A 21,694-nucleotide genomic window follows, 5' to 3' on the forward strand; every position below is an offset into this window, starting at 1 on the left:
CCGAATGGAGCCAAAAGTATCGATCGTCATTCCTTTTTACAATTGTGCTTATATCGAGCAGGCTGTTCACAGTGCCATTCACCAGACGTATCCGTATATCGAAGTCATCGTAGTGGATGATGGGTCAACTGAGCACGTGGAGAAGCTACAACCATTCATGGATTCCATCCGCTATATTCACAAAGAAAACGGTGGAACAGCGACAGCATTAAATGAGGGCATCAAGCATGCAACAGGGGATTACTTTGTCTGGCTCAGCTCAGATGATGTGATGCTGCTGGATCGGGTAGAGAAACAACTGAAGTTTATGCGAGAGGTCAAGGCTTCATTCTGCCATGGTGCCTACCATTATGTGAATGAGAAGAGTGAATGGTTGGATACGGTGCATCCGGAAGTGGGAAGTCGTCTGGAAATGTTGCAGGTACTGCTGGAAGGTTGTCCGATAAACGGCTGTACTGTCATGTTAGAGATGGAAGCATTTGAGCGGTTTGGACTGTTCGACACTGATTTTCGCTACACCCATGACTATGAGATGTGGATGAGGCTGTTTCCAATGTATGAGCTGTTCTACTACAATGAACCTCTGATGTGCTACCGATTGCATGAGTCAATGGGAACCAAACGTCACTTCAAGGCACTGGTTGCCGAGATGAAACGGGTTCAGGCGAAGCATCGGCCGATTCTGTTCAATTTGCTTCAGGTTGGCGGGTATTGGAAGTAGATGGATTTGGCAATGATGGCTGAATGGAATAGATGTTAAATGGACAGGAGAGCACCCTTATGAAACATTTTTTAAGTGTTATAAGTGGTAAGCTCTTTTTTTGCTCTATGGACAGATTCGTGGACAGAAAGGTGAACGATTGCTGAAGTCTCTGTATAATGAAATGATTCATACACGGAAGGGACTGGACTATGCGCAGATATCAATATCTTAAACCCAACTATTAATAAACTAATGGAGGTAAGAGTATTGATTACAGAGTTACACACAGAACGGTTATATTTGCGAAAAATGGATGTAGCGGATTCGGCCAGTTTGTTTAAGATTTGGTCTGATCCAGATGTAACTAGATTTATGAATATCACTCATTTTACGGATGAAAATCAAGCTATAGCCATGATTAATCTTCTGGATGATCTTTCTCAGGAAAATAAGGCCATTCGGTTCTCTATCTTTGCGCAAGAGTCCAACGAAATCATAGGTTCATGTGGTTATAATTCACTGGATTTTGACAATCTTAAAGCAGAAATCGGGTATGACATTGCCAGATCACACTGGGGGAAAGGATATGCTGCGGAAGCGATCTCTTCTTTGTTAGCTCATGCATTCTCGACTATGAAGCTGAATCGAATCGAAGCAAAGGTTGATCCCGGTAATGTGAATTCTATCAAGCTATTACAAAAGCTCAATTTCACATGCGAAGGTACCCTCAGAGCATACGAGAGGGTAGGCGAAACGTTCAGTGATCTGAATATGTATTCCAAGTTGGCGACAGATTAGAGAGATCTGTAATAGCGTGTTCTCGGTCCGTTAGAACACATTTGAAGCGAGCAAGGGGTGTCCTCAGTCATTCATATGACAGATGGGACACCCCTTGTTTGATATTTCGGCATGTTATATGAAGAAGGCATATCATTGGACAACTCAATCTTTTGAATTCATGATCGCCATGGATGCAGGATCGGGAAATACATATCCTTTAGGCAGCTTCTTCATCAATTCATTCATTACAGCGTAATCCACGTCGATGTGAGGTGTGGAAACTGGAGTCGAAAACCAGCGATTGTACAGATCACTCGGTACAAGTAACGTCATATCGTATGTCCTCCTCTGTAGATGGCTTCTTGGTAGACTTGAAATGTACGCAATCCCATCACTTCCAGTGAACGATATTGTTCAGCCCAGGCTTTCGCCGCCGCACCCACTGTTCTCCGGGTAACATTATCCTCAAGCAGTGCATCCAACAGTTCACGGAGCGAGTCGACATCCTGCGGAGGAACAACCCATCCCGTACGTCCAGGTTCAACCATCTCAGGCATGCCGGCTGTACCACTGACGATAACAGGTACACCCGCCAGTTGCGCTTCGGTAACGGAGAACGGCTGGGTGTCCTGCAGGCTGGGCTGGACATAGATATCTGCATGGCGCAGGAAGGAAGGAATATTGTCCAGCTTGCCCCAGAACACAACATCGGCTCCAATACCCGTTGACGCGGCCTGTGAGCGCAATTCATCGGTCAGATTGCCTTCTCCTGCGATCCAGCAGACCCAATCGGAACGTTTGTTTTTCAGACTGGCTAAGGCCTTGATTAACACATGAACGCCCTTGATGTATTCAAGTCGTCCGGTAAAGGCAATGACTTTCTTGCCCGCAGGTGGTCGCTGGCGGAACTTCACAGCTGCTGAGGCACGGTAGGCTGGGAGATCTACAGCATAGGGAATCTGTCTGAACTTTGATTCAGGAACGGCAAGCTCTGTAAGCGTACTCTTGATCCAGTGGCTTGACACGAGAATGAGCTCGGACTGTGCTGCACTTCGCTCTTCCAATGAGAGAAAATAACGTCCACGCTTGGATTGCAAATATGAAGGGAGAGTAAGCTGTGGGTTGGAATTTTGTGCATCGTAAAAGGCTTCGCGTGCAAGAGCGCCATGATAGCTTGTAACCAGTGGGATATTGCGGTTCAAGATGCGTTTTATGGCTACGGCAGCTACTGGATCTTGCGCATGAATAACGTCATAGTGGTCCACCCCCAGATAAGCAGCTGCCATCTCGAAGGCATATCTATTCAGTTCATAATAAGCGAGAAGAGGATCGGCAGTGAATTGTGGCAGATCAGTCGGATTGAGTTTGGCTTGCAGCATGGGCCACACCTTATCCTTGGAGAAAGCGCGGTTCAGATTACGAACATATACTTCGTTATTGGCACCATTTGTGCCCATGATATCAACCTCTACACCAAGTGTGATCAACCTGTCGGCCAGTTGTTTAACATATGTCCATATGCCTCCCATATGTGTAAGCTCCCAATACGTAACGAGCAGAACTTTCATAGCTACCTCCTTGTCACGGCCTGCACCGGCCGAGCTTCTATCCTTTTATTCTATGAAAAAAGAGGACCGGAAGGTCGGGCATTTCCGTGTAATTGGTCGAAAATGGGTGAATGCAAATGGCAATGGACGAGAGGAAGCATATCCTATGTACAGGAAGGTTCATGTGCTCCGAAGGAGGGATCTACAGTGGCGGTATATTTACTTGAGATTCATGAGAATCTGTTACAGACATTTGTTCCCGTCAAGTACATGGATGTGGAGTTGGCCTATGTGGGCGGCGAGGAAGGGACGGATGTATTTGTTGGTGGAGCCAGTATTCACGGAGAACTGTACCGACACCTTTTTCACCTAACGTCAAATTCGGGGGGAGCGTGCGGTAATCAGGTCATTCATAATCTGGATGTGTCATCCGAGCCTTATGAACTGAGGATCATCAGCAACAGCTCTTTACCGAAGCATCTGGTTATTCGAATATATTGCAGAAGTATTCACGGTCAGACATTGGGCATACTGTCAGAATATCAGATGATGAAGCTTGCAGATTGATATGGACATCATTGCATAGTCATGATTAACCAACGTGTGGAGCAGGGAAGGTGCCTGTTCCATTTTTTTGTGGTGCATCCATAGTAGAAATGTCTGAAAAAATAGCTTGACAGCAAAGGTATTTTCATTAGAATTAGATCAGTATTAAACGAAAGTTTAAAACGACGATTTAAAACGATAGTTTGAAATTAGTCGTCAATATAGGCTGAGTGAGACGCATGGATACGCCTGCGATCTCCTGGCTGGAAAAGAGTGTGGAGAACGTGAAAGAACAAACAGCAGTATCCCAGGAGCCCGCAGAGTTTTCAATCAAAACGATTATACTGCCACTCCTGGCTATTATCGTCGGAATGATTATGGTTATTCTGGACAGCACGGTGGTGAACGTGGCCATTCCGAATCTCGTTCAATATTTCGAGACCGACCTGAAGACCATTCAATGGACGGTTACGGGTTACACCTTGGCTTTGTCTGCAGTTATTCCACTGGCAGGCTGGTTAACGGACCGCTTTGGTGCCAAAAGAGTGTTCTTGTTCACGATTGCCATGTTTACCTTGGGTTCTGTATTATGCTCGATTGCCCAATCGCCTGAGCAATTGATCATTTACCGTATCATTCAAGGCCTTGGTGGAGGCATGGTTGCCCCTATTGGTATGGCGATGGTCTTTCGTCTGGCTCCTCCTGAGCGAAGAGGTTCCATCATGGGGATGCTGGGAATTCCGATGCTGCTTGCCCCTGCATTGGGTCCGGTGTTGTCCGGGTGGTTTATTGAATCACTGAGCTGGCACTGGATCTTCCTGATTAACTTGCCCATTGGTATTGCAGCTTTCATTCTATGTATCAAGTTTTTGCCCGATACAGACCGTGGACGTACGCCTGCACTGGATCTGCTGGGCATGATTCTGGCGCCAATTGCATTCTCGATGCTCGCTTACGGTGTGAGTGAGGGTGGAACGAGCTGGACGTCTGCAACAACTTTGACGGGTGTCATTGTGGGTGGTGTTGCGCTCATTTTGTTCATTATTGTGGAGCTTCGTCATCAAAATCCTTTGCTTGAACTCCGGGTATTCAAATCATCTGATTTCTCACGGGGAATTATTCTTGCATGGGTGTCACAAGTGGCGCTGTTCGGTGCGATGATCCTGATCCCGCTTTATTTGCAGCAGATCAAAGGATACACTGCACTGGAAACAGGATTGATTCTACTGCCACAGGCGTTGGCTTCCGGAGTAGGTATGCCGCTTGGTGGTCGGTTGTTTGATAAAATCGGTGCTAGACCTTTGGCCTTCGTGGGTCTGGGTATTATCTCGGGAGCATTGTTTATTCTGTCCTCCATTACGGCAGAGACAGGTCTTGGCCTGATTATAACGGCTCTGGTCATGATGGGTCTGGGTATGGGCTTGTCCATGATGCCACTCAATACACATGTATTAAATGCTGCACCGCGCAAGTTGGTTGGACGGGTTACACCGCTCACCGCCGCTGCACAGCAAGTGGTTGTGTCCTTTGCGGTTGCAGGGCTTACAGGCTTCCTTACTTCAAGAATCGCAGACAATACAACGAGTACAGAGCCGACCGCTATCGTGCATGGTTTGGTGGCTGGTTTCAATGATACGTTCTTCCTGGCCGCTTGTATTGCATTGTTCGGATGTTTGCTCAGTCTGATTTTGCGCAAACCTAAGCCGATGCTGGAAGAAGAACTTCAAAATGGCGACAAGCCTGATCCCGCGATGATGATGGGACACTAAGATTTCTTAAAAGCCATACTAAAAGGCAGTTCAGAGAATTTTTGCTGAACTGCCTTTTTTGCTATGCTCAATGGAAAATTCGCAGTGCTGTCATCATTTCACGGAAAGAAATGGCATATCGATCTGGTGAAAAAGACAAGCTCATATGCTGTCTGCCCTGAATGCGAATATACTCACGCAGTTTCTTGTTATTCATGAGGTCCCTTGCTTCGGCTACAGCGGCCTCTACATTTCCAATTGGATAAAACTTACCAGTCTTATTATGTGTGATAAATGAACGCACACCATCCGAATCCGTACTGAGCACCGGGCAGCCACAACTGATGGCTTCAGCGACGGCATAACCGAATCCTTCAAGCAGGGAAGTGGATAACATGATGCCCCCTGAAGCGGCAATCATGGAATAGTATGCAGGCATCTGAGAATGAGGAACATTGATAAAAATGCCAATCCGATCCTCAAGCCCGTATTCTGCCAACATGTGCCGGAACATGACTTCATCTTCTGGATTAGCCAATGTTGGATCGTGGAATAACCATAGTCTGGCTTCCGGATTTTTTTTGACGATTTCACTCGATATGATTAAATATTCACGCCAGTTTTTGTTGTGTTCAAGTCGTCCTACCCAAGCCAGCACCGGATAGGGTGGGGTATCCACCAAGATTGGTGAGAAGGTGTCCGTATCCAGCATATTGGGAATAACAAACCGATGAAGCCAAGGACAGATATGAATGAACATATCCAGCAGGTGATCTGTGGGAGGTATAACGGCAGCATCACAATGAGCTTGGAGGTAGGGGACACCCATCTGTATCGTTTCCAGAGCTTGATCGCGTGTTCCGAGTCCCTGCGCTTCAAAAATAATTCGTCCGGTATAACCAAGTCCTCTCAAGCGTCCGGGCATAGCGATGTCTGAAGTGGCAATGATGGCATCATAATGATGAGTATGAATGATATGATGAATATCCTCGTCACTGGACGCGGTGAAAATGGGCGTATCACTGTTGTTCTGTAGTCCCGAGCCTGTGTTGAGATACAATAGGTGCGCTTCAATGCCATGGCGTTTCAGAACAGCGGTACGCAGTCGATTTAACGTATCCACGCCACCGCTTGGAACATAAAACGTGAATAATACTTTCACACGATTCACCCTCTGACTTTTGGTCAGGAGCACATTCTCCTGTACTCTATGTTACGTTGGCTTTAAGCGCAGGGTGTGGGTGTTGGTCAGAATGTTCACATTTTGGACAAATATTTTTAAGCTGTCTTTTAAGTGTCATTAAGCTGAGGCTAGGATAGCTCACGTAATATACAAGGAACTTCCCGTGTCTATCATCTATTACATAAGTTCAACGTAACATTTACACGATAACGGAGAGGGCAGAAATAACTTGAAGAAGCGAAGCGTTCACCTTTATCAGCGGATTTTTCCTTCTGAAATGAAGGAATCAAAAAAATCTGGGGATAACAGTGATCGGAAGGTTATTCTGCCATCGGAGTGCAAGTGTAAATATTTTCAGTTGAATTTATATAACGAACGATGGTGCACGGGTATTTTAACGGGAAAGGATGAATGATGTGCTCGAAGTGAAACAGGTCAGCAAAGTTTACGAAGGGCAGCGCGGCGTACATCAACTGGATTTCACCATGGAACGTGGTGAGATTGTTGGGTTTCTCGGGCCCAATGGTGCCGGAAAAACAACAACGATGCGTATGATTACAGGCTATGTGCATCCAACCGCGGGTTCCATTATGGTGGATGGGGTATCGGTGCATGAGCAAGGCCAGCGTGTTCGTTCGAAGATTGGGTACCTGCCTGAAACGCCGCCACTGTATCCAGATATGACGGTGCAGTCCTATCTTAAATTCGTAGCCAATTTGCGAGATGTCCCGGCACGTGAGGTTAAGCTGCGGGTCAGTGAGATGGTTACCAGACTGGGACTTCAGGGTCGGGTAAGACAAATGGTACGTGGGTTATCCAAAGGATACAAGCAACGCCTTGGGCTGGCAGGAGCCATTATTCACAAGCCTGATCTGCTGGTCCTGGATGAGCCAACATCGGGCCTTGATCCAAATCAGATTATCGAGATTAGAGATCTGATTCGGGAACTTGGGGAGAACCATACAGTGCTGCTCAGTACGCATATTTTGCCTGAAGTGAGCACGCTCTGTAATCGAATGTTGATCATCAATCAGGGACAGCTCGTGCTGGATGGTTCACCTCAACATTTCGGATCAGCAATGGGGGATCAGTTCAAGGTGTCGATTGAAGTGAAGGCCACTGCTGAGCAATTACATAATGTGCTGACACCATGGGAGAAGGTGCGGAGTGAAGTCATTCAAGCGTCGGATGTGAATACCAGCAAAGATTCTTCACCTACTTCAGATTCAGCGGAAACGGTTAAAATGCTGCTTACTGGAGATAACTCGGAAGATTTCCGGGAGGAGTTGTTCTACCTTTTGTCAGGTGCAGGATTACCGATACTGGAGATGAAGAAGGAGAACCTGAGTCTGGAGCAAATCTTCCTGAAGCTGACCACAACCGAGGCAACAGACACAGGCGCAAATTCGGCAGATGTGGATAAGGTTACTGGGTCAGAGATGGATCAGGACGTAACTTCGGACATCGACTCGTCGAGTATATCGGGAACATCAGTTAGTACAGCAGCCGATGCTTCACCCCATTCTCGCAAAGGGGAGGACTCCAAATGAGACGAATGATGGCGGTATGTAATAAAGAGCTGCAAGCTTATTTTCTGTCACCAACGTCCTATTTTGCTTTTGCCGTCTATGTACTGATGACCAGTTTGCTGTTCTATTCAAGCTTTGTATATTACCAGCCGAGTATTGTCGATTATCGTCTCGTGTTGGGCGATACGTTGTCCATGCTGCTGTTTGTTGTGCCGTTGTTAACGATGCGACTGGTTGCAGAGGAATTTAGACAGGGCACGGATGAATTGTTGCTGACTTCTCCCGCACGCGTAACCGAAATTATTTTTGGCAAATATCTTGCTTCTCTGGCCATTCTTGTCGTACTCATCCTGTGCAGTCTGGTGTACCCATTCATCATGTCGTTCTATGGGACATTGGATATGACGACGGTATGGATGTCTGCGCTAGGGTTATTTTTCCTGGGTGGAAGCATGATGGCGATTGGACTGTTCGCATCTACATTATCCCAGCATCAGATGGTGTCTGCGGTGGCGGGTTTTATTATTTTGCTCGTTTTGTGGATGCTTGATTCATTCGCAGGTAATACAGGATCTGCTTTGCAGCAGTGGCTCGACCCGTTTGCCCTGACTAACCGGTTCGACAGCTTCATGAAAGGTGTGCTTAGTGGGCCGGATATCTTGTACTATGTCACCCTTTCGGGTGTGTTTCTGCTGTTAAGCATTCAAATTGTGGAACGGAAGCGGTGGAGGTGAGAAGATGAAAAAATGGTTAAGTCATACCAACAGTACCGTGTTGTCCGTAGCGGTGATTGGCATCTTTATTTTGCTAACACTGTTCCTGAATTCACTTGGCGGCTTCCAGCTGGATCTGACCTCGAACAAACAATACACGTTATCAGACCAGTCTCTTACTGCGATCAAAAATGTGAAGGATGACGTCAACATTCTGGTGTTAACCGTCGAAAATGCAAACAACACCGTCCTGAACCGTGAGGTCACGGATATGGTCGAGGAATACACGAAACGCAATAGCAAGTTGAAAATAAAACAATATAATCTGACGCAGGAACCTGCGCTTGCATCCAAATACGGCATAACAGGCAGCTCCATTGTACTGGAGCAGGGAGATCAACACAAAGTGATCGATATCGCCAGTTTGTTCACCGCGACAGGTGACGGAAGTGACGGATCATATCAGTTCACAGGTGAGGAAAAACTTACGCAGGCGCTCATGAATATGTCATCCACTGAGATGCATAAAATGGTCTTTCTGACTGGACATGAAGAGCTGAGTCTCGCTCAGATGACTACGCTGCAATCCTCCCTGGAACAAAATAATGTGCAGACGGAAGAGTTGCAGCTGAATCAAGCAGGGAAGGTTCCGGAAGATGCAGATGTACTCGCCATTATTGGCCCACAACGTGATCTCAGTGATACGGAAATGAAAGCCATTCGCACATATCTGAGTAATGGAGGCAAGCTGTTATTATCCCTCGGCTTTGTGGAAGATATGAAATCCAGTTGGAAAAACATCGATGCCCTCATGGCTGACTATGGCGTCGTTGATGAGCATGCGGTCATGGTGGATAATCAGCAAGCCAGTACGATGGGGCCACTATGGGTGGTGCCGGAGTATGGTACACATGCAATTACGGACAAACTTGCTGCAAGCCAATTGTATCCGATGTTGTCGTTGTCGATTGCGCTGACCAGCAAAGAACAGGATAAATATACCCTCTCACCGTTAATGCATTCTTCGAATGACAGTTATGGGGAAACGAATATCGGCGGCTTATTGCAGAATGAAACAACCAATGATGCCGAAGAGGACATTCAGGGACCCGTTGAATTAGGATATGCAGCCGATACGACGGATGGCAAACCGAAGGCGGTTATTCTGGGTTCGTCCATTTTCATGCAGGATTCGGAAATTGCGAATGGTGGCAATCGGGACTTTATTTTGAATACGGTAAACTATTTGAGTGAGAAAGAAAATGGATTGACGATTCGCCCAAGGGTACAAGCCGGGTATGAGATGGCATACCTGAATGGCGAACAGGCCAGAACGATTTTCTTCGTGGCTATTGTAGCATTCCCACTCATCTTTGTTATCATAGGTGTACTCTTATGGTGGAGGCGCAGACGGGTATGAGAAAATGGGTCCCAACAATTCTGGTGGTCATCGTACTGATTGTGGGCTGGGTGTACGCGGCCAGTCAAAATTATTTTCGAGAAGAAGAAGCGGTGCAAGCCAAGTTGCTCGGTATTCAATCCGGGGATATTCAATCTATCACAATACATGACACAACGGAGGAGACATCTGGTACAGCAGCATCTTCAACCCTGACGCTTGAAAATGGTGTATGGCAGATGGTTGAGCCAAAAGCCTATCCTCTGAACGGTTACAGTGTTAGCAGTTGGTTAGATGCTCTGAGTGGTGCGAATCAGGAACTGGTGGTGGAAGAAGCGCCAGCGGATCTGAATAAGTACGGATTAGGGACAGATGCTACACGTATGGATATCAAACTCAAAGATAATCGGGAGATCAAACTGGCTATTGGCGGCCAGCTTCCAGCAGATGATGCACGTTATGTGCGTGTTGATTCGGGCCCTGTGGTTGCCGTGCAGACAGAGGCGATTACCAGCATAGCCTTGTCTCGTCGTGATTTGTTGGACACTACACCTTTTAACATGGATGAGACAAATGTTGGGTCTCTGGAGTTGGAAGGTGAAGCAGCTACCTGGATGTTAACATCGCCATCGGAGAACGATGCGGCAGAGCAGGCCTGGACACTGAATGGAAAAACGATTGAAGCTACAGATGCTGTATCTCTAATCGGTAAAATCAAAAACCTGTCAACAGCAGATGATGTGCGCAAAGCGTCCAAGCTGAAAGGTGCTGTTCCACGATTCACCTTGTCTGTTGAACAGACGGTAAATGGGCAACAAGTTCGAGATGTGTATCGGGGGCTTACGGTGCCATCCAAACCGGATCAGATTTGGGTCATTACGCCGGATGGTCAATGGGCATATGCCATGGATGCGACAAGTCTAACGGAAGCCGAGAAATTCCCGGATACAATTAAAGCATCAACTACTTCTTCAGAAGAGTCATCGAGTTCTGCAAATGACAAAACGACTTCCCCATCAACAGACGGGAAATGAGCGGGGCGGAATATAAGTGATATTATTGTGTTGAGATGCGAGTATTATTTCGAGCAGTGCTGCGAACGCAGCACTGTTTTTTTTATTTTATATAGCGAAGAAACACCTGAATCTACAGGGAAAGGTACCATATCCTTTCAGCATATCGGTACGTACAGAAGCGCATCCTATCTTTGTGACCAAAACCAACAAACATTGGAGGATGAGTACATGCCAGCAGTCAAAAAGGCAACAGCTATTACGTTATCATTATCTACTGCAATCTTTGTAATGGCCGGTTTGACAGGTTGTGGCACGAATCGGGATACCAACAATATGCATACGCAAAGTGTTCGTCAGCAAGCCAACGGCATCAACCGTTATGGTGTGGAAACAAATGGAATGGATGGCATCCGTGCAAAAAGTTATCGCATGCACAATGTTACTGACCTGAAATCCAGTGAAGAGCTGGCAAAACGCATCACGGAGATGAAGGAAGTTAAATCCGCCCGTGTCATGTTAACGGATAGTAATGCTTATGTGGCGGTTCGTTTGGCAGATGGTCATGCAGGCAAGTTGGAAAGCAAGTCCAATGGTCGTACGAGCATGCTGAATGGAACAATGCGTAATCGTGCCAGTGATACCATGCGTGGGGGCAACATGAATCACGATATGGGTGGTATGCGTGTGAATGGTGGTACGGGCACAATGTCTCCATACAGCACTAGCGGAATTGCTCCAGGACTGAACACAAATTCGGCTACGGATCGCAGCCATATGGGGAATGACCGCAGCATCTATGGAACCATGGGCACAGGCACCATTGGTATGATGCGTGGTCTGACAAACAGCGGCAAAGCACGTGGGACGGACGATGGGCATTATGGTATGAAAAGTGAAGGACAACGTGTAGATAGCACGGACGATAACACATCAGCTGAGATTAAGGGTAAGATTTCAGCCAAAATCAAGCAGTTTGCACCAAACATCGAGAATGTATATGTATCAGCCAATCCGGAATTTGTGGAGCATGTCGAGAACTATGCCACAGATATTCGTGATGGTAAGCCAGTCAGTGGCATGATCGATACGTTCCAATCGATGGTGGAGCGCATTTTCCCAACGAACGGAACAGGAATGAATCACCGCGATGGCATCCTTGACGATGGCCTGATGAACCGTAATCACAATGATGGCGGCATGATGAACAGAATGAATCGGTAGTTTTTTAAGACATGAACAAGGGTGCCTTTGCGCAGATGGTAACATCCGCTGCAGAGGCATGTTTGTTTTGTTTTACATGATCCAATACATATACAATTGCATACGTTCTCTTTGGACAATGAATCACATGTTTACTGCCCATTTTTCTTATAAAACTGAACCAACGCCCTTGACCTGACATAAGATGAGTTGACTGTATCCCCTTAACCTTGTTACACCAACACAACCCGAGCAAGGAGGGGTGAACATTGAAGGGTATCGATCATAAAAGCAAATTTTTGTTGACCCACCGTGAACGCGAAGTATTCGAATTACTGGTTCAAGACAAAACAACGCGTGACATCGCAGGGCAGTTATTCATCAGCGAGAAAACGGTGCGTAACCATATTTCGAATGTGATGTATTTTGAAATTGTTTATAAAATAGGCAGAATTAACGGGTGGAAAAGAGTTCGTGTGTGTTGTATATTTTTACAGGTTGACGTGACGTAAACCCGTTCACTTCGCAACTTTTCACAGTCAGATTGAAGGGAGTCAGAAGGTCTGAATTCGATTATCGTATCGCGATTTAGCGAAGCAAGTTGAGTCCTAACCAACTTGGTTAACACTGATCCATGATGACTTGAATCAGACAAAGGGGGGTCACACATTAACTTTTCCATAGTATATTATGTACCCTCTTCAAGTACCCGTAAGAAATAGTTATCGATTATGCAATACGTCAATATGACGATTCCTTTCTGACCCTGTGAAAAGTTTTCCACCCCTTACCTATTCCTCCTGTTTGTCATAGTTTTTCGGGATTCCCCGAATAAGTCTATACATATCAACCATTTCCCATACTACCCACATGACAATCTGACAAGTTTAACTGTGTACTCAGTGTACACATACCTGATCCTCAAATTTGAGGGACAGCTTCCACGAACATTTCGGGGAAGATTATGTACTAAGTTGTCTCACAATGATAGACATCGAAACAATCAACAGTGGAACGATAGAAGCACCCCACCCCAATGGAGTGCTTGCAGATTAATTATAAAGTTCAAGAATTTTCTCTGAATAATACAAACTTTTCTTAATATATTTCCTTTCTAATTCAAGACTTGCTATAACCTTTTGAACCTTTAACCCTCTGTACTACGTTCGATTTGTACCTTAGTGATCAAATGTTTAAGTTTCTTGATTTGCTTTTGGTAATACGCCACTTTTTCTGCTACAGTGCTCTCCTTTTTAGCAGCGGCTTCTACTTTAGGCTAAAGGACTGTAATCTATAACATTATTGTTTTTCTCTATTATAATTGACAGATTTAAGGGGATATTTTATATTGGAAAAGATTTCAAAAAAAATGTAATGTTTTTACTTTTTTTTCAAGGGCGTAAAAATAGCTCATTGAAACGATTGTTAGGATTATTATTAATGATCGTTCTAGGAGGTGTGATTGCAAAAAAACTTTAATTTCATGTTTGTAGTATTGTTTTTTTTTATACAAATGAGATGAGAGGAATGATTTTTTTTGAAAAAAATAATGAGCAATGTGATTGTAGGTGCACTTGTACTTTCCATGAATATTCCAGCTGCTCAGGCTCAAAGTAACCCATCTGAGATTGATACTCAAGATATTATTCTACCAGACCATAATTTTGATGATTCGTATGTTGAACCTAGTAGTCCATTACAAATTGAATTGAACACTCAGGATAGAGCGATTAGCTTATCTGCCGTGACAACTAGTTATTCCCTTGCAAAAGAATTGTTGAAGAATTACTATGAAAATATCGATCTAGGAACAAAGCAATTAGATAACAAATCAACTGTCAGAACAGAATTGCTTGATTCCGAACTGTCTGATTACTTGGAAAAGAAAATGAAAACAAAACAATTTGTGGTAGATGCCGCAAATGCACAAAAAGAAAACTACGTCTTGAAATTCAATTTACTGTCCTCTGAAGTTACCGAAGAAGGCATCCTCTTGACAATAGGTACTGAGGCCTCATTCAATTACGTGGGTATGGAAGTGGAGTCTGGATTTGGCGAAGTGTCAAAAATGTTATTTCGCAATACAGATGCAGGGCTTACTATTTCAGATTGGTATATGCCATATGACTATTATGATGAATATGTTAGAGGTGAAGGGGATCATTTAAGTAATCTCGTTAATATCAACTCTAAGCTGGATAGCTCTTATACCGCTAAAAGACAAGAGGAATTAAACGATAAAATCACCGATTATTTTTCTGTTGATCGCGAAGCTCCAGTACAAATCAATAGTTTAGAAAATGACGGATCATCTAATCAGGTTATTACGCCTTTTGCAACCTTATCTTCATTAAATAAGACAGCGATAGCAAATTACGCGAAAAATAATAAAGCAAAAGATCAGCCTGCAAGTGGTGGTTCGAATGTTTCTTACTACGATTTCTCACAAATAACTGGAAATTGGGACTGTACAAACTTCGTATCTCATGCATTACTCGCTGGTGGTGCAATTACTTACGATACTAATGGAACAGGCATTGCCTCTACAGGCTGGTATTATAGAAGTTTGAGTAATCGAGCTTCATCCTGGTCAGGTGTACCAAACCTGTATAATTTTTTGGTGAATAACACAACGAAGGGTCCGGCTGGGACGGGTACTACATACTCAACGTTCAAATATAATGCTAGTGCAGGCTATCCATATCAAATTGGAGATGTATTGCAATTTTATTTGAGCGGATCTTACAATAATTGGCGGCATTCGACTATTATTACTGAATACTACGAAACTAATACGATGTCAGTTCTTGGAGCATTGGTTACAGGACGCTCTGGTAAAAATAGTTATAACAACAACCAAAAGGCGGAGGAAATTTATCCTGGTGATAGCAAAAGGGTTATAAAATTGACTGGTTATTACAAGTGAAAAATTTGAGGGGAGATGCACAACACTTCATTGGTTTTTTGAGGCGTTGTGCATCAAACTAATTTCTCCTCCTTAATTATCTGTAGTTCGAGAATATTTTCATAGGAGGAAACTTAATGAAACGTGCTTACCTGTTATTATTGATTTTATTAACTCTTAATGCATGCGAACAGACTAGTACTAGTGACAATGAAAATAACAATGTTCCCGTTGTTGGAGATATTAATAATGCTGAAAACACAAGAGTTTCGCCTGTAACAAAAGGAAATTCATCAAAAGATTCCTCCTATTTTTTAGCGAAAGACGAAAGTGGTCTAACCGCTTCAGATTTTGAAACAGCATACAAAATGTGTACGGAAGCTCTGTCTGAATATTATAGGGCGATCTGGAACGGTTCTGACATTGAATTGGATACTTATATAGATAACGAAAACCTTAAACAATATACGCAAAAAAAAATCACCTCTCAATACGATTTGTTCCTTAAGAACAATCTTACTCATAATTTGGTGACAGGCGTTGATGTTGATGCAGCAGAAGTAAAGTATGTTGGAGAGGGTAAGAACTTTTTCTATCTTAAATTAGATGCACAAGTTAAAAAGGATGTAGGCAGTTTTGCTGAACCTACTGAATTTCTTGTGCAAAGTGCGAATGGAAAGTTAGTCATTGTTGACTGGTATACTAATGCAAAGGATAGTTATGATTTCACTGTACGTGGAGAAAATCAAACGATCAATAATCCTGATATATGGAATAATAACGATTTTATAGGAAATAATTAACTAATTGCAGTCTGTATGTAAAGATCCTTCCGACATGAATTTTCCGCTCTTACCATACCCCGTAGTAAGCTGATAGGTGTCCTCATTGCTAATTCAGCGCTCCATCTGTAAAGTTTATGTCTAAGTATCGAATGTATCATTTAAAGTGAGCGGAGTTTCAACGTCCATTGATTATGTGGCTATGAGAGCTTAATGGATGTTATAAATTGATTTTTTACTCAATAGGACAGTGATTGATGTATAGAAGCATAAAAAGGCGCGGGTTACAGGGGCGAATTCAGCACTTTGACTCGCGCTTTTTATCCATGCTGTAGTACCAAAGGGAAACCTTTGAAGTCCTAATTCCATTTTGAATGGCTTAATTAGGTTAACTTTCAATCTTGCTTAATTATCTTTTCATCATAGTGATTGTCCAGATGGATTGTCCAAATGTTAGAATGAGTAAATAAACCTTAAATAAGGATGACACTGAGCGGCATAAATCTGACACAAACAATATGCACTTTTACTGATTTATACGGATATCTGGAAAATAGGAATGAAAGCAAAATATTATATAACATGAAGAGAGCGTTTACTAATAAAAATGCTATAATTCGGAAGGACTATATTATTTTAAATAGTAGTATATATAACATGTGGGTAGGTTGTAACCATGCATCAAGAGGGACAATCAAAAGAATGATACGGGTGCAGTGATAGGAAAAATACTAATCTGAGGAATTGTAATTACAGTAGACATCACAGAGAAGCAGATTAAGGCGCTTAGTATCTAGTCCCAAACAGAGTGGAAAGAATTTCGACAGACCATATTATCAAGCTATGAAGAATGTGCTTCGTAAAGGTGATATTCTCTTCGTTAAAGAGCTGGATCGATTAGGACGGAATGCAGAAGAGATAAAGAATGAATGGCAGGATATTGCCCAGAACATAGGTGCTCACATTGTCATAATTGACATGCCACTGTTAGATAAAAGGCAATACAAGAATGGATTAGAGAAGGTTATAAGCAGTATTGTGTTAGAACTTTTATCATATATGGCTGAGTCTGAACGTTGAAGGAACTAGATATGAAGCCCAATACATTCTATCGAAGGGTAAAGGAATATGAACATTCATTAGCCTAGGTCATGTGCTTAGGCTTTTTGTGATTCGGGAATTATCTTAGATATGAGATTGATTATGTATGGGGTATATTTACACCTGAAATTAGCTGGTATTTTCCAAATAGTGCTGTAGCACTTGTAATTGTTTCATGAAGTTGAATTAGCTGATCTATTAATTGGTGGGGGCTATTTTAAATCTCAAATAGTATCCATTTTATAAAATATACCTCTAGCACTTCCACTTCGACACGAAGGTTAACAATGCATGATTAAAATAATATGAATAATTTACTCACCATGCTGCCATCGATCTACACAAAATAACCCTCCATCAGCCATCTCTCAATAAGACAAAGACAAGTAAAAAAATTAATCAACGTACATTTTTATACTTTGGTAATGTAATTTTATAAAAGAACTATATCTTAGAGTGAAATGACTAACAATTATCTTTAGACTATAAAATCAAAGGGAGACCAAAGATAGTCTTTCAGCTGTCTCCCTTATTGTTTATGCGGATTCAACGAAGAAATATAAAATTCCCATTACGACCAATATAGCTACAACAACTATCAAAATCCACATAAGTCCATTTTTTTTCAAGTTATCATCACCTTTTTGAGATATTTTAGGATATTTGTTTCAATATTCCTTATTAATGGCAACTTATTAATATCACCTTGCCTATACTACTATATAACCAATTGAAGGAATTGATTCAATGTTAAGGAAATTATCAAAAAGTTCACTCATACTATTTCTTGTAACAATGTTATTTGCATCTATAGCATTTGCAGATGCATCATCAGAACCAGTAGAATACACTGTTGAGGAATATGTAAATTATTTAAATCAACTTATTAGTGAGGGAGATACAGGAGCAACTGAGACTCTAGAACAATTTACCAACTTAGATCCCTCTAAACAAAACGCTTTCCTTAACTTCATCGCTTCAGAAGATTATGTAAATGCGGTAGGCGAAATGTTATCAGGTAAGGAGGGTTCATTATATGAAGACAAGTATAAGGAAATTTCTATTGATGTTGAAACTATCACAACAGAAGATAGTCAATCAAATCATTTTTCACCGAATGCTTTAGCTGCACAAGCCAACCAACGTGCATCAGTTAGCCGCTCTGTTAAATTAGCAGTTTTCGGAATTGATACAACCACTATCACTCTGACAGTAAGTTGGGAACATAATGGAAGCGTGGCAGTAAAACCTCTTCAAGTCATACAAGGTCATACGAATAAGAACCCATTATACCTTTTGAGTGAAACATCAAACAACAATCCTGGTTTCATTTCTGAAGGCTACTTCAATGCATCGGGCACTTGGACTATGAGAGCGACAGGGGCTGCTGGCTTTATAAGCGATACATTAGGAATAAATATTAAAGCTTCAACGCCATCTCATAGATATTATTCTTTTACAACCAGTCATTCTAATATGACACCTACCAATGGTTGGGTGGCGTTTTAATAATAGAATAATGGCATGGTGATAAATACAAGGAGTTAATGATGTTTACTTGTTAAATTATAGGTAATACACTTATAAGTAACTTGATAATACACTGAATGAATTTGAGATGAGGAATTGTAACTGTTCTAATGTTAAGCAATTTAGCACTCAAATATAAATAAATAACAAATATAGGTAAAACTTAACCCCTCTTGAGATATTATTCTCTTGAGGGGTATTTTTTTCATTTTTTAAACTTGTGTATGTTTTCTCGGAGCACCTGTTTACAGTAAGTTGGACTTAATCCATATCCCTTATAAATTTGAGTAAAAGCTAATCCATCAACAAAGTGCAAATCATATATCCTCTCAAAGTTACGAGCACGTCTTGTTACTCCTCTTTCTTTAGTTGTAAGCAAAATGGTTCGCTTATCCTTATACATTTGTTTTATAGTCCACCAGTCTGTTTTAGTGGCTTCTGCAATTTGTTCAAAACTAGCAAGTCTTCATTGTACATTTTCAACATCTGAGGATAAAGGTTCTCAATACTCTCCCATGTAGGAAGGGGGATTCAACTACCCACTTAAGCTTATCGAAGTTGACTGAATCAGAGACGTAGGAATCATTTCTAATCAAAGGATTCCCAGTGTTACCATATTAACTTTCGGGGAAAATTCATATAAGGCACAGGCTAAGCCAGTTTATGCATTTGAGATGAGAAACAAGCAATCCAATGTAATTCCCACATTTAGAAGATATGATTCGATAACAGAGGCAAAGAAAGACTTGGTTTACCTAAGCTAGAAAACGATACTGGAGTTTTTAAAAACACTCAAGATGGAAAAATAGTTTTGATCAATCGGAGCAATCAACGACTGGTCAAAAAAGCATTGAAGTAAACAGTAATGAGAATGAACAGAAAGTGTATAAAGGATACATACCAGTAGGACAGATAGAGATTGATGGTCAAATATACAATGTGCATCAACCGTTTACCTTTGAACAAATGCAAATTAAGTTGAAGGATTAAGAATAGAAATACATAACAAAAGAACATGTAAGGTTATCTCTAGACTCAATTGTAATCCATCTATTCATTGCACTCTAAGCTACACTAAACACAAATGGAACATGCCTTTGAATACTGAGTAGTCTCGTGGGGTATCAGGGTGACAACTATATCACCTCGAATATACAAGGTAAGTAGGTGAGTGAATATCCAATGTGCAGCAAAAACATTGTCTGTCATTCGTCCAAGCAGCATTCGCATACATTATCCGTACGAAAGTCATACGGGTGGTGTACAACGGATGAAGGAGACAAACAATCAGAAAAAATCTAAATCATTCAACTTTATTTTTATAGATGATGACCGTAGCGAAGAAGAAGCAAAAGCAGCAATTCAATTTGTAGTTGATACTGTAGTACAAAGAGCGATCAAAAATTTCCCCGCTACAGACTATGATATCACAATTAAATCTACAGACTGAGGGGAATGTCACATGAGATATGAGGATGCAGCAATATATGTTAGGGTATCCACAACAAAGGAGTCACAAAAGTTCAGTCCAGAACACCAACGGATGGATTGTGAAGAGAAAGCCAGACAGCTAAGTTTAAAGGTTCGTGAAGAGTACATATATGTAGACAGGGATAGTGGTACATCCATTGTTGGAAGACCATCTATTCAGACACTAATTGAGGATGCAGGTAAGGGTTACTTTAAAACCATCCTCTTTTCTTCTTTATCTAGATTCTCTCGTGATACGTATGACTCGTTAGGTTTGAAGAGAATTCTTGTGGATAAGCTTGGTTTAAGGGTTGTATCCTTGGACGAGAACTATGATTCACAAGTTGATCATGACGAGTTTAAATTTCAAATATTCTCAGCAGTTAACCAAAAGTTGAGTGAGCAAATTAGCATATCATCACGAAGAGGTATACGTCAGTCTGGAATGAAAGGAAATTATATAGGTACTATTGCACCATTGGGCTATGACAAAATAAAGGTCGATGATAGGAAAACCATTATACCTAATGAACGTGCCAGGATCGTTCAACTCATTTTTGATATGTATGTCAATCAAAAGATGGGTGAGAAAGCTATAACAAAGTATCTGAATAAAGAGAAAGTTCCCTCTTACAGAGGAGGGAAATGGGGAGTAACGTCTGTAGAGCGTATACTAACGAATGAGATATATACAGGTAAAAACATATTCAATAAATTTACAGTTGTAAAGGTTTATAACGATATCAACAATATCTCTGATAAATCTAGAAAGTTGGTTAAGCGTGACAAGGCGCAATGGGAAGAAAGCGGTAAGCAGACTCATGAAGCAATTGTTAGTGAGGAGCTATTTAGAAAGGCACAGGAGATACGGTTAGAGCGTGGCGGTGGAAAGCGTGGAGGGGTAAGAAACAAGGTCAATGTATTCGCTGGTATAATCAAGTGTAAGCATTGTGGATCATCATTAAACATAGTGACATCAAACGGCAAGAAGAACAGCTATCGTTACTTAGTTTGTTCTAAAAGAAGAAGACAGGGTGAAACTGGATGTGAAAATCACAATAGGATTCCATACGACGATTTCAAAGATGCTCTTATTGAAAGATTGAGCGAGAAACTTAGAAGTAAAACAAAGTCGGGGATGACTGTAACCTTCACTAAAAAAGCGAAAAAAGATACCGGAAAGTTAATCGTTAAATATGAGAAGCAGATACAGAATGCACGTAAATTGCTTTTTGAAATCCGAAAGCAAAAGTTAAACGATGAAATTGATGATGAGCAATATGAGTTTGAGAAGGAACAGTATGAGCAAGAGATCAAACAGAAACAGGAACAGTTATCCAAGATGAAAACTGATTTAGAACGAGCTTTGAATGACAATGAGCAATTTAATGCAATAAACATTTCACTTGAGGAATTGTCTAATCTGAGTCAATTTACTGAAGTAGACCAAGTAAACCTGATTCTGCGAAAGTTAGTTTCGAATATCACTGTTGATAAATCAAACAATGTTGAGATCCATTCCGTATTGGGTAGGCTATAGTT

19 protein-coding genes are annotated in these 21,694 nt (G+C 42.0%); 16 read left to right on the forward strand and 3 right to left on the reverse strand.

The genetic code is table 11. The features are described from left to right. Positions 1-4: 4 nt before the first annotated feature. Positions 5-721, forward strand: coding sequence for a glycosyltransferase (locus tag FE296_RS20130; protein ID WP_150366090.1), 717 nt, complete (start codon positions 5-7; stop codon positions 719-721). A gap of 249 nt (positions 722-970) precedes the next feature. Then, positions 971-1,501: a GNAT family N-acetyltransferase gene (locus tag FE296_RS20135; protein WP_150366091.1), complete on the forward strand. Its 531-nt coding sequence runs from the start codon at positions 971-973 to the stop codon at positions 1,499-1,501. A gap of 144 nt (positions 1,502-1,645) precedes the next feature. Here FE296_RS20135 and FE296_RS32890 read toward each other — a convergent pair whose 3' ends face one another. Continuing rightward, the gene (locus FE296_RS32890; protein ID WP_167483784.1) at positions 1,646-1,816 is read right to left on the reverse strand and encodes a hypothetical protein; all 171 of its coding nucleotides are present in this window, start codon (positions 1,814-1,816) and stop codon (positions 1,646-1,648) included. Then, on the reverse strand, positions 1,813-3,051 hold the full coding sequence (locus FE296_RS20140) for a glycosyltransferase family 4 protein (protein WP_124117644.1): 1,239 nt from the start codon (positions 3,049-3,051) through the stop codon (positions 1,813-1,815). Before FE296_RS20140 ends, FE296_RS32890 begins: the two co-directional genes overlap by 4 nt. 186 nt (positions 3,052-3,237) lie before the next feature. Here FE296_RS20140 and FE296_RS20145 point away from each other — a divergent pair, with 186 nt between their 5' ends. Together FE296_RS20145 and FE296_RS20150 are read left to right on the forward strand one after the other, a co-directional pair. Further along, positions 3,238-3,597, forward strand: a complete 360-nt coding sequence (locus FE296_RS20145; RefSeq protein WP_124117646.1) for a hypothetical protein — start codon at positions 3,238-3,240, stop codon at positions 3,595-3,597. Between the two features lie 218 nt (positions 3,598-3,815). Further along, positions 3,816-5,345, forward strand: coding sequence for a DHA2 family efflux MFS transporter permease subunit (locus FE296_RS20150; protein ID WP_223868963.1), 1,530 nt, complete (start codon positions 3,816-3,818; stop codon positions 5,343-5,345). 67 nt (positions 5,346-5,412) lie between these two features. On the opposite strand, the gene FE296_RS20155 is transcribed toward FE296_RS20150, so the two are convergent. Next, positions 5,413-6,486 carry a glycosyltransferase family 4 protein gene (locus FE296_RS20155; RefSeq protein WP_223868958.1) on the reverse strand — a complete coding sequence of 358 codons (1,074 nt, stop codon included), beginning with the start codon at positions 6,484-6,486 and terminating at the stop codon, positions 5,413-5,415. Between the two features lie 437 nt (positions 6,487-6,923). On the opposite strand from FE296_RS20155, the gene FE296_RS20160 reads away from it, so the two are divergent. The 12 genes from FE296_RS20160 (at position 6,924) to FE296_RS20215 (ending at position 21,692) form a co-directional block, all read left to right on the forward strand. Further along, positions 6,924-8,057 carry an ABC transporter ATP-binding protein gene (locus FE296_RS20160; protein WP_150366092.1) on the forward strand — a complete coding sequence of 378 codons (1,134 nt, stop codon included), beginning with the start codon at positions 6,924-6,926 and terminating at the stop codon, positions 8,055-8,057. After that, positions 8,054-8,770 (forward strand): ABC transporter permease subunit, encoded by a 717-nt coding sequence (locus tag FE296_RS20165; protein ID WP_017692528.1) that lies wholly within the window; start codon positions 8,054-8,056, stop codon positions 8,768-8,770. Before FE296_RS20160 ends, FE296_RS20165 begins: the two co-directional genes overlap by 4 nt. 4 nt (positions 8,771-8,774) lie before the next feature. Next, positions 8,775-10,169 (forward strand): GldG family protein, encoded by a 1,395-nt coding sequence (locus FE296_RS20170; RefSeq protein WP_150366093.1) that lies wholly within the window; start codon positions 8,775-8,777, stop codon positions 10,167-10,169. Next, positions 10,166-11,182: a DUF4340 domain-containing protein gene (locus tag FE296_RS20175; protein WP_190945383.1), complete on the forward strand. Its 1,017-nt coding sequence runs from the start codon at positions 10,166-10,168 to the stop codon at positions 11,180-11,182. Before FE296_RS20170 ends, FE296_RS20175 begins: the two co-directional genes overlap by 4 nt. Before the next feature lie 210 nt (positions 11,183-11,392). Beyond that, positions 11,393-12,385, forward strand: a complete 993-nt coding sequence (locus FE296_RS20180; RefSeq protein WP_150366095.1) for a YhcN/YlaJ family sporulation lipoprotein — start codon at positions 11,393-11,395, stop codon at positions 12,383-12,385. Positions 12,386-12,633: 248 nt separating this feature from the next. Further along, positions 12,634-12,876 (forward strand): helix-turn-helix domain-containing protein, encoded by a 243-nt coding sequence (locus FE296_RS33955; protein ID WP_307542483.1) that lies wholly within the window; start codon positions 12,634-12,636, stop codon positions 12,874-12,876. A 1,037-nt stretch (positions 12,877-13,913) separates the two neighbouring features. Next, positions 13,914-15,290: an amidase domain-containing protein gene (locus tag FE296_RS20190; protein WP_190945385.1), complete on the forward strand. Its 1,377-nt coding sequence runs from the start codon at positions 13,914-13,916 to the stop codon at positions 15,288-15,290. Between the two features lie 116 nt (positions 15,291-15,406). Further along, a complete protein-coding gene (locus FE296_RS20195) occupies positions 15,407-16,072 on the forward strand; it encodes a hypothetical protein (protein WP_150366097.1) in 666 nt (221 codons plus the stop codon). 822 nt (positions 16,073-16,894) lie between these two features. Then, on the forward strand, positions 16,895-17,131 hold the full coding sequence (locus FE296_RS20200) for a recombinase family protein (RefSeq protein WP_223868959.1): 237 nt from the start codon (positions 16,895-16,897) through the stop codon (positions 17,129-17,131). A 768-nt stretch (positions 17,132-17,899) separates the two neighbouring features. Next, positions 17,900-18,661: a hypothetical protein gene (locus tag FE296_RS20205; RefSeq protein ID WP_150366098.1), complete on the forward strand. Its 762-nt coding sequence runs from the start codon at positions 17,900-17,902 to the stop codon at positions 18,659-18,661. 1,291 nt (positions 18,662-19,952) lie between these two features. Beyond that, positions 19,953-20,132 carry a hypothetical protein gene (locus tag FE296_RS20210; RefSeq protein ID WP_150366099.1) on the forward strand — a complete coding sequence of 60 codons (180 nt, stop codon included), beginning with the start codon at positions 19,953-19,955 and terminating at the stop codon, positions 20,130-20,132. Between the two features lie 12 nt (positions 20,133-20,144). Further along, positions 20,145-21,692 carry a recombinase family protein gene (locus FE296_RS20215; RefSeq protein ID WP_150366100.1) on the forward strand — a complete coding sequence of 516 codons (1,548 nt, stop codon included), beginning with the start codon at positions 20,145-20,147 and terminating at the stop codon, positions 21,690-21,692. The last annotated feature ends 2 nt before the right edge of the window (positions 21,693-21,694 follow it).

This window comes from Paenibacillus sp. UASWS1643 (assembly GCF_008693195.1).
GTDB classification, from domain to species: domain Bacteria; phylum Bacillota; class Bacilli; order Paenibacillales; family Paenibacillaceae; genus Paenibacillus; species Paenibacillus amylolyticus_B.